At 76.7% G+C, this 15,204-nt stretch carries 13 protein-coding genes; 11 read left to right on the forward strand and 2 right to left on the reverse strand.

Annotated elements, in window-relative coordinates; genetic code table 11:
- Positions 1-202 precede the first annotated feature (202 nt).
- From ACIQKA_RS32310 to ACIQKA_RS32320, 3 genes are all read left to right on the forward strand, one after another.
- Positions 203-1,024: a BTAD domain-containing putative transcriptional regulator gene (locus tag ACIQKA_RS32310; RefSeq protein WP_383153322.1), complete on the forward strand. Its 822-nt coding sequence runs from the start codon at positions 203-205 to the stop codon at positions 1,022-1,024.
- Between the two features lie 143 nt (positions 1,025-1,167).
- Positions 1,168-1,905 (forward strand): thioesterase II family protein, encoded by a 738-nt coding sequence (locus ACIQKA_RS32315; protein WP_383153320.1) that lies wholly within the window; start codon positions 1,168-1,170, stop codon positions 1,903-1,905.
- A gap of 86 nt (positions 1,906-1,991) precedes the next feature.
- Positions 1,992-3,317 carry an FAD-dependent monooxygenase gene (locus ACIQKA_RS32320; RefSeq protein WP_402543116.1) on the forward strand — a complete coding sequence of 442 codons (1,326 nt, stop codon included), beginning with the start codon at positions 1,992-1,994 and terminating at the stop codon, positions 3,315-3,317.
- Positions 3,318-3,433: 116 nt separating this feature from the next.
- Here ACIQKA_RS32320 and ACIQKA_RS32325 read toward each other — a convergent pair whose 3' ends face one another.
- Positions 3,434-3,910 (reverse strand): nuclear transport factor 2 family protein, encoded by a 477-nt coding sequence (locus ACIQKA_RS32325; protein WP_375967916.1) that lies wholly within the window; start codon positions 3,908-3,910, stop codon positions 3,434-3,436.
- A 276-nt stretch (positions 3,911-4,186) separates the two neighbouring features.
- On the opposite strand from ACIQKA_RS32325, the gene ACIQKA_RS32330 reads away from it, so the two are divergent.
- Both ACIQKA_RS32330 and ACIQKA_RS32335 read left to right on the forward strand, forming a co-directional pair.
- The gene (locus ACIQKA_RS32330) at positions 4,187-5,908 is read left to right on the forward strand and encodes an FAD-dependent oxidoreductase (RefSeq protein ID WP_402543117.1); all 1,722 of its coding nucleotides are present in this window, start codon (positions 4,187-4,189) and stop codon (positions 5,906-5,908) included.
- Positions 5,905-6,810: an SRPBCC family protein gene (locus ACIQKA_RS32335; RefSeq protein WP_402543118.1), complete on the forward strand. Its 906-nt coding sequence runs from the start codon at positions 5,905-5,907 to the stop codon at positions 6,808-6,810. Before ACIQKA_RS32330 ends, ACIQKA_RS32335 begins: the two co-directional genes overlap by 4 nt.
- Here ACIQKA_RS32335 and ACIQKA_RS32340 read toward each other — a convergent pair.
- Positions 6,752-7,597 carry a thioesterase II family protein gene (locus ACIQKA_RS32340; protein ID WP_402543119.1) on the reverse strand — a complete coding sequence of 282 codons (846 nt, stop codon included), beginning with the start codon at positions 7,595-7,597 and terminating at the stop codon, positions 6,752-6,754. The genes ACIQKA_RS32335 and ACIQKA_RS32340 overlap by 59 nt on opposite strands.
- A gap of 195 nt (positions 7,598-7,792) precedes the next feature.
- Here ACIQKA_RS32340 and ACIQKA_RS32345 point away from each other — a divergent pair, with 195 nt between their 5' ends.
- From ACIQKA_RS32345 to ACIQKA_RS32370, 6 genes are all read left to right on the forward strand, one after another.
- Positions 7,793-8,254 carry a phosphopantetheine-binding protein gene (locus ACIQKA_RS32345; RefSeq protein WP_391096825.1) on the forward strand — a complete coding sequence of 154 codons (462 nt, stop codon included), beginning with the start codon at positions 7,793-7,795 and terminating at the stop codon, positions 8,252-8,254.
- Positions 8,244-9,212, forward strand: a complete 969-nt coding sequence (locus ACIQKA_RS32350) for an aromatase/cyclase (protein WP_402543120.1) — start codon at positions 8,244-8,246, stop codon at positions 9,210-9,212. The genes ACIQKA_RS32345 and ACIQKA_RS32350 overlap by 11 nt, the downstream gene beginning before the upstream one ends.
- Positions 9,213-9,223: 11 nt before the next feature.
- Positions 9,224-11,143: an acyl-CoA dehydrogenase gene (locus ACIQKA_RS32355; RefSeq protein ID WP_402543121.1), complete on the forward strand. Its 1,920-nt coding sequence runs from the start codon at positions 9,224-9,226 to the stop codon at positions 11,141-11,143.
- Positions 11,144-11,301: 158 nt separating this feature from the next.
- Complete coding sequence (locus ACIQKA_RS32360) at positions 11,302-12,141, forward strand: 4'-phosphopantetheinyl transferase family protein (RefSeq protein ID WP_402543122.1); 840 nt, start codon at positions 11,302-11,304, stop codon at positions 12,139-12,141.
- A 181-nt stretch (positions 12,142-12,322) separates the two neighbouring features.
- Positions 12,323-14,668 carry a condensation domain-containing protein gene (locus ACIQKA_RS32365; RefSeq protein ID WP_402543123.1) on the forward strand — a complete coding sequence of 782 codons (2,346 nt, stop codon included), beginning with the start codon at positions 12,323-12,325 and terminating at the stop codon, positions 14,666-14,668.
- A gap of 64 nt (positions 14,669-14,732) precedes the next feature.
- The coding region (locus tag ACIQKA_RS32370; protein ID WP_390112837.1) for an S-adenosylmethionine synthetase N-terminal domain-containing protein at positions 14,733-15,204 on the forward strand (472 nt) is incomplete at its 3' end.

The raw sequence follows: 15,204 nt of genomic DNA on the forward strand, positions 1-15,204 counted from the left end.
CTTCCGCCCGAACCCGGAACACCTGTTCCGCGGTTCATCCCTCGTGTGAAATCTAGCAGTCGATTTTCCCCCGACAAGGACGGGAAATAGAGACCCGCTCGACATGCGCTGGAGATTTCCGGGACCGCCCCCGGTGCTTCGCTACCGTTCCTACGTCGAAGGCTGAAAATCGATGCGAACTCGACCACGTACGGAGGAAACCGTGAGGATTCAGGTTCTGGGTCCGTTGAGTGCCGAGGTCAACGGGGGCTCGATTGTTCCGACGGCCGGGAAGCCGCGCCAGATTCTGGCCCTTCTCGCGCTGTACCCGGGACGGGTGATCCCCGTGCCGACGCTGATGGAGGAGATCTGGGGGACCGAGCTCCCGCAGAGCGCCCTCACCACCCTGCAGACCTACATCCTCCAGCTGCGCCGGCGGCTGGGCACGGCCATGGGGCCGGGCGCCCCCGGCGGGGCCAAGGAGGTGCTCGCCACCCGCCACGGCGGCTATCTGATGCAGATCGCCCCCGAGTCGGTCGACGTGCACGAGTACGAAGGACTCGTCGGCCGGGGGCAGAAGGCCTTCGAGGAGGGCGAGGACGAGCAGGCCGCCGACCTGCTGCGCAGGGCGCTCGGCCTGTGGCAGGGCCCGGCCCTGGTCGACGTGCGGGTCGGTCCGATCCTGGAGATAGAGGTCATGCGGCTGGAGGAGAGCCGGCTGGTGACCGTGGAGCGCCGGATCGACGCGGACCTCCGCCTGGGACGGCACACCGAACTCATCGTGGAGCTGGCCGAACTGATCGCGCGCCACCCGCAGCACGAGGGCCTGCACTCGCAGGCCATGGTGGCGCTCTACCGCTCCGGCCGCCAGGCGACCGCGCTCGACGTCTACCGGCGCCTGCGCGCCCGGCTCATCGACGACCTCGGCGTCGAACCCTCGCCGCAGCTCCAGCGCCTCCACCGGGCGATGCTCATGGTGGACCCGGCCCTGGACGTGGCCTCCGGGCCGCGTCGCAGCTCCACGTTCGACCTCTACGCGGCGTAGGGCCCGTCCGGCGGCCCGGGGCGGGCGGGCCCCTCCGGGTCGGAAAGGCCCCGGCCCGGCCGCCCGTGCCGGCGGGTTCGAGCGGACCTCCAGCGCGGTGCGCGAGGGTCCGGGCCAGAACCGACGACCGTGGGAGGACCGGCATGGGCGTGCAACTGGTGTGCTTCGCGCACGCGGGCGCCGGCGTCAGTGCCTTCCGGCGGTGGCGGGAGCTGAGCGGCGGCGCCCTGGAGCCGCGGCCCTGGCTGCTGCCCGGCCGCGACGGACGCCGGCGCGAGCCCCGGGTCACCGGGCGCGCCGCGCTCCTGGACGACCTGCGCCCGTTCCTCGACGACCCGCCGACCGGCCCGTACGTCCTCTACGGGCACAGCCTGGGCGGCATGATCGCCCACACCCTGACCCGAGCCCTGTACGAGGCCGGGGCGCCGCTGCCCCGGCTGCTGGCGGTCGGGGCGTGCCCGCCGCCCCACGCGCCCCTGGGCCTGCCCCGGGCCGCGGACGCCCCCGACGGGGAACTCGTCCGGTTCCTCGACTCCTTCGGCGCCGCGCCGCCCGGAGCCGTGCCCGGCGACCTGTGGCACCGCAAGGTGCTGCCCGTGCTCCGCGACGACCTGCGGCTCGCCGCGGACCTGCGCGCCGCCGCCCTGGTCCCGTCCGCCGCCGGGCCGCCGCCCGTGCCGGTGCTGGCCGTCGCCGGCACCGAGGACGCCCTGGCGACGCCGGACGACCTCGCGGGCTGGTCCCGGTGGACCACCGGACGGTTCGTCCGGCGCACCGTGCCCGGCGGCCACTTCTTCGTACGGGACCGCGCGCTGCCCCGGCTGATCGGCCGCGCGGGCCGCGTCCTGCTGCGCGGCGAGCTGCTGACGGTTCACGGCTGAGGGCTGAGGGCTGACGGCGGCTGGTGGCCGACCGACGACCGACGACCGACCGAAGACGACCGAAGACGACCGAGAAGAGGGGCACCGTGGACCGTGGGGAACCCACCGAACCGGTCCGTGCGGAAGAGGAGCGGGAGGCGGACGTCTGCGTCGTCGGCGCCGGTCCCGCCGGGCTCGCCCTCGCCCTGCTCCTGCTGCGCTCCGGCGTCCGCGTCACCGTCCTCGAACGCTCCACCGCGCTGCGCCGCGAGTTCCACGGCGAGATCCTCCAGCCCGGCGGGCAGCGCGTCCTCGACGAACTCGGCGTCCTGGCCGACGCCCGCGCCCGGGGCGCCCGCGCGTTGCGCGGGTTCCAGGTCGTGGAGCACGGGCGGACGGTGCTCGACGTCGACTACGCGCGCCTGGGCGACCCGTACGGAACCCTGCTCGCGCTCCCGCAGCCGCACCTCCTCGGCGCGCTCCTCGACGCCTGCCGGGCCCACCCCGGCTTCACCCTCCTCGAAGGGCACCGCCTGGCCGCCCTGGTGGAGCGGCGCCCCGGCAGCCCGGTGACCGGCGCCGTCTCCCACGGCCCCGGTCGCGTGCGGACCACCGTGCGGGCCGCGGTCGTCGTCGGGGCCGACGGGCGGTTCTCCCGCACCCGGGTCCTCGCGGGCATCGGCGCGGGCCGCGTCGACGCCTTCCGGCAGGACGTCGCCTGGTTCGCCCTCAAGGCCCCCGGCCGGGCCACCGGGCACGTGCGCGTGCACCGCGGGAACGGCAGCGCCGTCCTCGTCCACGACACCCACCCGGACCGGCTGCGCATCGGCTGGACCCTGCCGCACGGCGGCTGGAGCCGGGTCGCGGCCGGCGGCGTCGAGGCCGTCCGGCGTGATCTGCGGGGCATCCTGCCGCAGTTCGCGGACCTGCTGGAGGAACAGCTCACCGCGCTGCGGCAGCTCACCCTCCTCGACGTCTTCGCGGCGCACGCCGAGGAGTGGGCGCGCGACGGGCTCGTCCTGCTCGGCGACAGCGCCCACACCCACGGGCCCCTCGGCGCCCAGGGCATCAACCTCGCCCTCCAGGGCGCCGCCGCCCTGCACCCCGTGCTCGTCGCGGCGCTGGACGACGGCGCGCCCACGGCGGAGCGGCTCGCCGCCCACCGGGAGCGCCGCGAGCCCGTCGCCGCGGCCGTCCACCGCATGCAGCGGGTGCAGGCCCGGGCCCTGCTCGGCCCCGCCACCGGGCCCGTCGCGGGTCTTCTGCGGGCCGTGGCCGCGGGCCTCGTCGCCCACACCCCGGTCGGCGGGCGGATCACCCGCCGGATCGCGTACGGCACGGATCCGGTGCGGGTGCGCGCCGACCTCTTCACCGGCGGGCCCGCCGCGGGCGCCGCACGGCAGGGCGCCGGAAGGCCCGTCGCGGCCCGCTGACGGCCCGTCCGCGCCGGCGCGCGGACACCCGGACGTGCGAACGCGCCGTACCGGGAAGGCTTCCGGTGCGGCGCGTTCGTGGTGCCCGTGTCGCCCCGTCGGACGGGGCCGGAGGGTCAGAACGACAGGTGGTCCGGAATGACGCGGCGCTCCCGCACAAGGAGCCGGCCGCCGTCGCGCACGAGGACGTCCTCCACGACCGCGCTCGTGCCCGGTTCCGACACGGGGTTCCACGGGCGCGTCACCCACACCATCGAGGAGAAGCGCGCGCGCAGCGTGCCGTCGGGCCGCTCGTCGAGCTGGAGCATGCCGTACCAGTGCCGGCGCCGCACGGGCTCGGTCCCGAAGCGGGCGTGGTGCGCGGCGCGCAGGGACAGGGCGATCTCCCCGCGCCCCACCGACTTCTTCCGCACCGGGGACGGGGAGAGCGTCCCGTCCTCCGTGAAGGTCTCCGCGAAGGCCTCGGCCCGCAGGTCGTCGAGGAGTTCGGCCTGCCGGGCGTAGAAGCGCTGCGCCTCGACGTACGGATCGGTGGCGGGCGCGGGCACCGAGGTCGCGAAGGCCGCCTGGGGATGGGTGGTGTAGGTGCTCATGCCGCTCCTCGGGAGTCGTCGGACGCTTCCGGACCCGTTCCGTCCCTGCGGTCCAGCGCGTCCGGACAGCATCCGTGGCGCGGATCGAGAGTTGTTCGAAGATTCCTCAAGCGGTCCTGCGGACAGTGGGGGCACCGGATCGGACCGACCGGTTCCGACCGGTCCGGATCAGCCTGGATCGATGCGGTTCGATCCGGTTCGGTCCAGTCCGGTCCAGTTCGGTACCGATCGATCAGGTTCGGCGCCGTACCGCGCCCCCCGAGAGGAGAAACATCCGTGACCTCCCACGTCCTGGTCGTCGGCGCCGGTCCGGTCGGCCTCACCGCCGCGCACGAACTCGCCCGCCGCGGCCTGCGGGTGCGCCTGATCGACGGGGCCCCGGGCCCCGCCGCCACCAGCCGCGCCGTCGCCGTGCACCCGCGCACCCTGGAGACCCTCGACCAGATGGGCGTCGCGGAGCCCTTCGTCGCCGCCGGCCGGCGGAACCGGGCGTTCACGATGTACGCGCGCGGCAGCCGGCTCGTCCGCCTGGAGGCGGACTACTCCTCGATGCCCACCCGGTACCCGTACACCGTCATCCTGGAGCAGACCCGCACCGAGGCCCTGCTGCGCGAGGCCGTCGCCCGGCTCGGCGTCCGGATCGAGTGGGGGACCCGGCTCGCCTCGCTCGCGCAGGACCGCGTCGGCGTCCGCGCCCGGCTCGAACACGCCGACGGCACCACCGAGGAGTACGCCACCGGCTGGCTGGTCGGCTGCGACGGCGGGCACAGCACCGTGCGCAAGCAGCTCGGGCTGCCGCTGATCGGCGAGTCGAGCGAGACCTGGGAGCTCGCCGACGCGCCCGTCACCGCCGACCTCCCGCCGGACACCATCTACTGGGTCCACACCAGCCGCCAGGCCCTGATGATGGTGCCGTACAGCCGCGAGGGGCAGTGGCGGCTCCTCGACACCGCCCCCGTCGCCACCGGCGCGAAGAACGGCACGAAGGGCGGGCGGAACACCGGCGTCCCCTCCGTCGCCGAGCGCTTCGGCGCCAAGCTGAGCGCCGGGCTCGGCCGCGAGGTCCGGGTGGGCGAGCCCGAGTGGAGCTCCGTCTTCACCTTCCAGCAGCGCATGGTGCCCCGCATGCACGACGGCCGCGTCTTCGTCTGCGGGGACGCCGCCCACGTGCACAGCCCCGCCTCCGGCCAGGGCATGAACACCGGCGTCCAAGAGGCCTACAACCTCGCCTGGAAGCTCGCCATGGTCGTCCGCGGCGAGGCCGGGAGCGGCCTCCTCGACACCTACGGCGAGGAGCGCGTGCCCGTCGGCAGGGCCCTGCTCGGCTCCACCCGCAAGGCCACCTTCCTGGTCCAGTTCAAGAACGCCGCGGCCGGGTTCGCGCTGCCGGTCGTCTTCACCCTGGTCCGCAACGTCGGTCCGCTGCGCCGCGCCGTGCAGCGCAAGGTCCTCGGCGCGATGTCCGGGCTCCGGCTCGGCTATTCCGGCAGCAGCCTCACCACCGGGCGGCCCGGTGGCCGGGGCCCGGCCTTCGGCACCCGGGCCGCCGCGGCCGCGGCCCGCCACCCGGGCGGTGCCGGGGCGGACGCGCTGCGCGACGAACTGCGCGACGTCCGCTGGACGCTCCTGGTCGCCGACGGCCCCGAGCGGGTCCGGCGGACGGCCGGGGCCGTCCGCGAGGCCTTCGGCTCCTGGCTGTCCGTGCGGACCCTCGGCGGCCCGGCCGGAACCCCCGGCGCGCTTCCCGACCCGGACGGGCGGCTGCGCGCGGACCTGGACCTGGCCCCGGGCGCCTGGGTGCTGGTCCGGCCCGACGGCTACACCGCCTCGGGCGGCGCCGAACTGACCGGGGCCGCCCTGGACCGGGCCCTGGCTCCGCTGGACCGGGCCGCCGCGCCCGCCGACGCGCGAGTTCCCGCCGACGCGCGAGTTCCCGCCGAGGTCGGGGCTCCCGCCGGCACGGACGCTCCCGCCCGGGTCCTGGAGGGCCACCGGTGACCGGACCCGCGCGGAACCGCGGCACGGTGCACCGGACCGAGGTCGGGGCGCCCGCCGGACTGGTGTACGGGCTGCTCGCCGACGCCCCGCAGTGGCCCCTGTACCTGCCGGACGCCGTCCACGTGGAACGCCTCCCGTGCGACGGGCCCGGCGAGCGGCTGCGCAGGTGGGACGTCACCGGCGGGGTCCTCCGCCCGCGCACCCTGCGGCGCCTCCCGGACGCCGCCCGGCGCCGGATCGCCTTCCGCGAGGAGGACCCGGCGGACCCGGACGGCGCGCCGTCCGGGAGCTGGACCGTCGAGGACCTGGGCGCCGAACGCGCCCTGCTGGTCCTGGAGGTGGACGCCCCCGCGCCGGCCGGAAGCCGCTCGCCGGAGGCCGCCGCCGCGCGGGACGGCGCCGTGGCCGCCCTCCTGGAGGAGGCCGGACACCTGGCCCGGCTGGCCGCGCACTGGGAACGCCTCGACGAACTCGTCCTCTGCTTCGAGGACGCGGTGCGCGTCGACGCCCCGCCGCAGCGCGTGTACGCGCTCCTGGAGGGCCCCGGCCCCCGCCCGTACCGCGTCCCGGCCGTCCCGCCCGACTCCGTGCGGGTCCGGCTGCCCGCTCGCGGGCTCGTCGTCCACAAGCAGCGGCGGACCCCCGCACCGCTGGCCGTCCACACCGGGGCCTGGACGGTCGCCGAGGACGGCACGGGCGCCACCCTCCTCACCTCCCGGCACGGGGTGGTGCTCGGGACCGGGCCCGTCACCGGCCTCTTCGGCCCCGACGCCACCTCCGACACGGTCCGCCGGCACGTCCGCCGGACCCTGGGCCGGCGCAGCGCCGCGGTGATGGAGCGGGTCAGGCGGTACGCGGAGGAGGAGTGGCGGCGGGAGGACGAGCGGTGGCGGGCCGCGTGAACACGGTCCGGCCCGCGCCCGCGCCCGCACCTGGGCGCGGGCCGGGGCCGAGGTGCGCGACGACCGTCGCGAGCACCTCCTCGGCGCGGTCCGTCACGAAGAAGTGCCCGCCGGGGAAGACCTCGGCGGTGAACGGGCCGGTGGTGTGCTCCTCCCAGGCCAGCACCCCCTCGACGTCGGCCACCGGGTCCCGGTCCCCGGTCAGCGCGACGACCGGGCACGTCAGCGGGGGCGCCGGCCGGTACGCGTACGTCTCCACCGCCCGGTAGTCGGCGCGCAGCGCCGGCAGGACCATCGCCAGCAGCTCGGGATCCCGCAGCAGCGCGGCGTCCGTGCCGCCGAGCGCGTCCATCTCGGCCAGCAGCCGTTCGTCCCCGGCGCCGCCGAGGCCGCCCTCGAACGGGATCGACGGCGCCGGACGGCCCGACGCGAACAGGACGGCCGGCACCTCGCCGGCCGCCTCCAGGCGGCGGGCCACCTCGAAGCCGAGGGTGGCGCCCATGCTGTGCCCGAAGAGGGCCAGCGGCCGGTCGCGGTAGGGGGCCAGGGCCCCGGTGATCCGGTCGGCGAGCACCTGGAGGTCCGCCACCGGCTCCTCGCCGCGCCGGTCCTGGCGGCCCGGGTACTGGACGGCCAGCACGTCCACCGCGGGCGCGAGCGCGTGCGCCACCGGGAGGAAGAAACCGGCGGAACCGCCGCCGTGCGGCAGGCACACCAGCCGGACCGGGGCCTGCGGAGCGGGCCTGAACCTCCTGAACCAGCTTCCCGCACCAGGGCTTTCGCTCATCCCCCCACCCTTCCCGTTCGACCGTCGCCTCCAGCATCCACCGGCGCGGCCGGCGCGTCCGACGACCGCCGTCCGGAGTCCGAGCCGTTGTCCACGCCTTCTCCAGAGGGTGCTGAGAGCGTGCCGAGCACATCGCGTCCGCGCCGCCCCGGACCCCCGCCCGCGGCCCGGCGCCGCAGCCCTCCGGAGGACCGCATGCCCGTGCCCGTACGGCCCGACCGGACCCGCCGCGAACCGGCCCGCCCCGCGCGCCCCGACGGCGCGGCGCGGTGCGGTGCGGGGGACGGGGACGTGCGGGCCAGGATCACCGCCTACCTCGCGCGTTTCCTCCCCGTGCGCGGACTCTCCGACGACGAGGACATCTTCGGGCTCGGCTACGTGAGCTCCGTGTTCGGGCTCGAACTGCTGGCCTTCGTCGAGGAGGAGTTCGGCGTCGCGACCGGCGGGGACGACCTGGACCTGGAGGACTTCCGGTCCGTGGGCGCCCTGGTGGCGTTCGTCGGGGCGCGGGCCTCCGGAACGGCGGCGGCCCCGGACCCGTCCAGGGGACCCGTACGCGCCGTGGACGGCGGTTCGAGGGCTCGTCGAGCGATCCTCCGGCGGGACGGAGCAGAGTCGGACGCAAGGGCGAGAGAGGGGTGGAGCGATGTCGGATGAGAGAGTGCGTCGCACGTCGTACACGGTGGACGTGGCCGCCCCGGCGGGCGTGCTGTACGGACTGGTCGCGGACACCACGGAGTGGCCGCTGCTCGTGCCGCCGGTGATCCACGTCGAGCGGCTGGACTTCGACGGGGTCCAGGACCGCTTCCGCATGTGGGTGACGGCCAACGGCTCCGTCACCTCGTGGACCTCCCGCAGGCACCTGGACCCGGCGCGGCGCACGATCGACTTCCACCAGGAGGTCGCGGCGGCCCCCGCCTCGCACATGGGCGGCCGCTGGATCGTCGAGGAACTGGGCGCGGACCGCTCGCGGATCACGCTGCTGCACGACTTCACGGTGGCGGGCGACGACCCCGGGGGCGCCGAGTGGCTGACCCGCGCCACCGACGACAACAGCCGCGCGGAGCTCGCCCGGCTGAAGGAGGCCGCCGAGCTGTGGCCCCGGCTCGACGGACTCCGGCTGACCTTCGAGGAGTCGGTGCGCGTCAACGGACCCGCCGAACTCGTCTACGACTTCCTGTACGGGATCGGCGACTGGCCCGAGCACCTGGCCCACGTCGTCCGGGCCGACGTGCGCGAGGACCTGCCGGGCGTCCAGGTCGTCACCGCGGACACCCGCGCACCCGGCGGACCCGCCGTCACCACCGAGTCCGTACGGGTCTGCTTCCCCCACGCGGGCCGGATCGTCTTCAAGGAGACCCGCACCTCCCCGCTGCTCGCCGCCCACTGCGGCGAGTGGACCGTCACCCCGGACGAGAGCGGCGTCACCGCCGCCGTCACCCACGGCGTCCTGCTGCGGGAGGAGGCCGTCGAGTCCGTCCTGGGGCGCGGCGCCGACCTCGACCAGGCCCGCCGGTACGTGCGCGACACCCTGGGCGCCGTCGGAGCGGCCACCCTCGGACGCGCCCGCCGCCACGCGGAGTCCGCCGTCCGCGTGCTGTGCCCGGGGCAGTGACCGGGCAGCCCATGACCACGACGCCCCACACGCTGACGCCCGGCACGACGACCCCCGGCACGACGACCCCCGGCACACCGACGCCGCCGTACGCCGGAACGCGCGCGGCCGGAGCCGTGACCGGACCTGTGCGCGACCACCCGGCCGGAGCCGTGAGCGCACCCGGGACCGGACGCGGGAGCGACTCCGCCACCGGAGCCGTGAGCGGACCCGCGTCCGGACCCGCGGCCGAGGCGCGGGCACGGGAGCGGGCCGCCCGGCTCGAATCCCTGCTCGGCGACCCGCTGCGGCCCGCCAACCCGCACGGCATCGCCGCCCTCGTCGCCGCGGACGACCTGCGCAGGCCGCCCGCCGCCACCGAGCGCCTCCTCACCGAGCACGGGCTCGGCGCCGAGTTCGTGCCCGCCGCCCTCGGCGGCCGGCTGACCCGGGCCGACCTGCTCGCGAAGGTGCTGCGCCCGGTGTTCCGCCGCGACCTCGCCCTCGGCTTCGGCTTCGGCATCACCTCGCTGTTCGCCACCGCCGCGGTCTGGGCCGCCGGCGACCCCCGCCAGCGCGAGGAGACCGCCGGCCTCCTCCTCGGCGGCGGCCGGGCCTCGATCGTCCACCACGAACTCGCCCACGCGAACGCCATCCTGCGCGACGAGTTCACGGCCCGCGCCGTGCCCGGCGGCCACCTGCTCAGCGGGCGCAAGGACGTCGTCATGAACGCCGCCCGCTCGGGCGCGTACGTCGTCTACGCCCGCACCGCGGCCGAACGCGGGCCGCGCAGCCACTCCGTCTTCCTGCTGCGCCCCGGCGACCTGCCCGGGGACACGGTGCGGCACCTGCCCCGCGTGCACACCCCCGGCATGCGCGGCGGCCTCTTCTCCGGCCTGGAGCTCGCCGGCTGCCCCGTGCCCGCGGACGCCCTGGTCGGCCGCCCCGGCGAGGGCGTCGCCCTCGCGCTGCGCACCTTCCAGGTCAACCGCTGCCTCATCCCCGCCGTCGCCGTCTCCGCTGTCGACACCGTGCTGCACTCGGCCGTCCGCGCCGTCACCACCGGCCGCAGCGCCCCCGTGGCCCGGCGCTGGCACAAGCCGCTCACCGGGGTCTTCGCCGACCTGCTCGCCTGCGATGCCATGGCCACCGTCGCCCTGCGCTCCCTGAGCCTGCTGCCCGAACGCACCCACGTGCTCGCCGCGGCGGTCAAGTACGTCGTGCCCGACCTGCTGCGCGACGACCTGGAGGAGCTCGCCTCCGTGCTCGGCGCCCACGGCTACGAGCACGGCAGCCCGCAGTACGGCGCCCTGGAGAAGGTCGTCCGCGACCTGCCCGTCGCCGGGCTCGGCCACGCCGGCACCGCCGCCTGCCAGGCCGTCATCGTCCCCCAGCTGCGCACCCTCGCCACGCGCTCCTGGTTCCGGACCGAGGAGCCCCCGCCCGAGCTCTTCCGCCCGGGCGCCGGCCTGCCCGACCTCGACTACCGGCTGCTCGGCTTCGCCGGGGGCAACGACTTCCTGCCGGCCACCCTGCTGGCCTGCGCCGACCGGCTCTCCGCGCACCGCGCCCTCGGCGGCGCCCTCGCCGCGCTCGGCGAACTGGCCGAGGGGTTCGCCGGAGAACTCCGGGCGCTGCGCACGGCCTGCGCCGCGCTGCCCACCGGGCACGCGGGCCTCTCCGACCCGGCGGTCGTCGTCCTCGGCGACCGGTACGCGCTGGTCCTGGCCGCCGCCGCGGTCCTCGGCGTCTGGGAGGGGCAGGACGGCACCGACCCCTTCCTCGCCGATCCCGCCTGGGCGGTCCTCGCCCTGACCCGGCTCGCCGGACGGCTGGGCATCGCCGCGCCCGAACCGCCCGCGGGCTGCGCGGAGCACCTGCTCGCCGAGGTCGTCGGACGCTACCGCGCGGGCCGCAGCTACGACCTCGACGGCACGTCGCCCGACCGGTGAGCCGCGCCCTCCGCACGCGGCGGACCCCGGCGGCCGGCGGGCCGCGCGACCCGCACGCCGGGGACCCCGACGACCCGTGAGCCGCACGCCGCGAACCCCGAGCACCGCCGCCCCGCGCGGGCGGTGCGCCCCAGCAGCCGCAGAGGAGGTCAGGAACCGTGCCGGAGCAGCACCGCGTCCCGGACGGCCGCGCCGTCCCGTCCCCCGTCCACGTCACCGGACCCGAGGGCCCCTGGGACACCCTGCACGAGGACCTGGACGGACTCGGCAGCGCCGTGGTGTACGCGACCTGGGGGGAGTGGCTGACGGCCGCCCTCGCCGCCCCGGAGCTGCGGCGCCTCCTCGGCCGCGACTGGCCGCGCTACCGGCGCACCGAGGACGCCGCCGTCCGCTACCGCTTCGTCACCTCGCGGATGGTCGTCAAGTACACGGCCGCCGCGGCGCTGCGGACGGATCCCGCCGCGCTCGACCTCGCGTACAAGATCGGTGGACGGCCCTACATCCGCGGATTCGACCAGATCGACGTCAGCCTGAGCCACACGGACGACCTGATCGCCGTCGGCGTCAGCCGCACCGGCCGCATCGGGGTCGACGTGGAACCGGCCGGCCGGCGGATGTCCTTCGAACTGCTCCACGACCACATGTGCACCCCGGCCGAGCAGGCCGGGCTCGCCGGTCTGTCCGAGGAGCGCAGGGCCGCCGAACTGCTGCGCCTGTGGACCCTGAAGGAGGCCTACACGAAGGCGCTGGGCCAGGGGCTGAGGCTGGGGTTCACCGAGTTCGGCTTCGACCTGGAGAGCGGGGACCTGACGGCCCCCGACGGCAGCCCGGCCGCGCGCGGCGAGTGGGCCTTCGGGACCCACCGGGTGCTCGACCGCTACCTGCTCAGCGTGGCCCGCCACGACGCGGGCCTGGACCCCGACCGCGACACCGCCGTCCGCACCATGCTCGACGACGGGTTCCTGGGCGCCGTCGAGGAGATGCTCGCGGCCGGCTGACGCGCCGGCCGGCCCCGTGACCGGGTCGGGAGCCCCCGTGTCAGCGCCGTGTCAGCGGCGCGTCGGCGCCGCGTGGCGCGTCCGCCCACACTCCCGACGCCTCGCCGATTCCGTACAGAACGCAGCCGATCCCACAGAACCGACCGCAGCGCACCGCGCCGAACCGACCCGGGAGGGACCGATGACCGTGGCCGCACCCCAGGCCGTGACGGTGGTCATCGCCCCCGGCCGGCCGAGCTCGCTGGAGCTGCACGGCCCGCTGGCGCCCGCCGCCCTCGAACCGCTGCTCGACCGGTTCCCGCCGCCCCGGCCCGCGCTGCGCCGGCACTCCCCGGTCCACCACACGCTCCGGCTGCCCCTCTCCTTCGACGCGGGGCGGCTGGCCGACCTCCTGACCGGACCGGAGACCGCGCCCCGCGCGGCGCCGGAGGAACACCGGGAGGGCGTACGGGACGACGTGCGGAACGGCCCGCAAGACGGCGTCCGGGGCGACGTACGGGAGGACGGGACCCGGGGCGACGTACGGGACGTACGCGACGTACGGGACGGGCTTTCGGGTCGTGAGCACCCCGAGCCGGTCGAGCCGGTCGAGCGCCTCGCGTCCGGCCGGCCCGCCGACTCCGCCGAGCCCGCCGAGGCCCCCGCCTCCGTCGATCCCGTCCCCCGGGGCCCGGCCGCCTTCGTCGCCGCCCGTCGCCCGTACCCGCTCTCCCACGGGCACCCCGCCGCCCCCCGCCAGCAGGACATCCTCCTCGGCTCCCTCACCCACCCCGGCGCCGGTTTCCACGTCGAGCAGGTCCACTGGCACTGGTACGGCCCGCTCGACCCCGAGCGGTTCCGGGCGGCCTGGCAGCGCGTCACCGACCAGGAGGCCGTGCTGCGCGCCGTCCTGGCCCGCCCCGCCCCGCACCACCCGCCCCGCGTCGTCGTGCGCCCCTCCGCCGTCCCGCAGATCGCCCGCCGCTCGCAGGGGGCCGCGGAGTGGAACGCGCTGGTCGCCGCCGAGCGGCTGCGCGAGTTCGACCTGATGCGCGGCGGTCCGCTGCGCCTCGTGCTCGTCGACGAGGTCCGGGACGCCGGCCCCCCGGGCACCCGGATCCTCGCCACCTACCACCAGGCCCTGATCGACACCCGCAGCATGGGCCTGCTGCTGCGCTCCTTCTACCGCGCCTACCTCGGCGACGGGCGCGCGCGCGGCGGCGAGCGCCGCCCCGACGTGCGCGACCACCTCCGCTGGGTGCGGGGCCAGGACCTCGGCCCCGCCCGGGCGTTCTGGTCCCGCGCCGCGCCCCCGGCGGGCGCGGTCACCCTGCCCGCCCGGGCCACCGGCGACGTCGCCCGCCGGCGGGGCCACGGCCGGGCCTGGCAGCGCCTGACCCCGCACGAGACGGTCCGGCTGCGGGACTGGGCCGCCGGCCTCGGGGCCACCGAGAGCACCGTCGTCCAGGCCGCCTGGGCGCTGCTGCTCCACCGCGCCCACCGCGCCCGCCCCGCCCCCGTCCCGGTGGCCTTCGCCGCGGCCGTGTCCGGCCGGGGCATTGCCCTCGACGGGGCCGAGGGGATGCCGGGAGCCCTGGCCAACCCGCTGCCCGTGGCCGTGGACGTCGGCCCCCGCACCCGGATCCGCGACCTGCTGGCCGCCCTGACCGACCGGGCCCTCGACACCACCGCGTACGAATGGGTCTCCGCCGGGCAGATCCACGGCTGGTCGGGCCGGGCGGCCGACGACGAACTCACCGAGTCCGTCGTCGTCTTCCAGCCCCCGGACCTGCCGGCCGCGCACTCCGGACCGCTCTGCGGGCCGCTCTCCGACCCGGCCGCCGAGCTGCGGGAGGACCTGGCCGCCGAGGGCGTGCGCGTGGAGCCCCCGGAGCTGTTCGGCGCGCACACGGGCGTGCCCATGACCCTCGCCGCCCGCCACGACGGCGTGGGCGGCCTGGCCCTGACCGTCGTCCACGACCGCGCCCGCGTCGCGGACGCCGACGCCTCCGAGTGCCTGGCGCAACTGCTCCGGCTGCTGCGCGACCTGCCCCTCGCCGTCGAGGGGTCCACGACCGTCGAGGAGGCCCTCGGGCTCCTGGAGGGCCGCCCGGTGCCCCGCATGGCGCACCGGCCGCCGTCCTCGCTGCGCCTGCTGCGCGCCGGCGCGGGGCCGGGCGCGGGCGTGATCTGCCTGATCCCGCCGCCGGGCTCCCCGGAGACCTGCTACGACGTGCTGGCCCGCGACCACCGCGGGCCCCAGACGCTGGCCACCGTCGCCGCGCCCGCGGACGCGGCGGCCTGCCTCACCGCCCTGGGCCCGGCCCTGGCCGCCCGCGAACCCGTCCTGCTCGGCGGGTACTCGGGCGCGGGCGCCCTCGCGTACGGCGTGGCGCAGCGGATCGCCGCCCACGGCTGGGCGCCCCCGCTCGTCGCGATCGGCGGCGCCCCGGGGGCCGCACCCGCCGCCCGTGACCTCGCCGCGGTCCTCGCCGCCACCGCCGCGCACGCGGCGGGCGGGGCGGGCGGGCCCGGAGGACTCGCATGACCCACGCACCGGCCGGACGGCACCGGAACCGGCCGGCCGTCCCTCCCACCACCTGGAGTTCGCCATGACCCGCCGCCTGTTCACCTCGGAGTCCGTCACCGAGGGGCATCCGGACAAGATCGCCGACCAGATCAGCGACACCATCCTCGACGCGCTGCTGAGCCAGGACCCGACCTCGCGCGTCGCCGTGGAGACCATGATCACCACCGGTCTCGTGCACGTCGCCGGAGAGGTGACCACCCAGGCGTACGCGCCGATCGCCCAGCTCGTCCGGAACAAGATCCTGGAGATCGGCTACGACTCCTCGAAGAAGGGGTTCGACGGCGCCTCCTGCGGCGTGTCGGTGTCCATCGGGGCGCAGTCCCCGGACATCGCCCAGGGCGTCGACACCGCGTACGAGAAGCGGGTCGGGGACGCCTCCGACGGCGACGGCCTGGACGCGCAGGGCGCGGGCGACCAGGGTCTGATGTTCGGCTACGCGTCGGACGAGACGCCCGAGCTGATGCCGCTGCCCATCCACCTGGCGCACCGGCTGT

This window comes from Streptomyces sp. NPDC092045 (assembly GCF_044756005.1).
Taxonomy (GTDB): domain Bacteria; phylum Actinomycetota; class Actinomycetes; order Streptomycetales; family Streptomycetaceae; genus Streptomyces.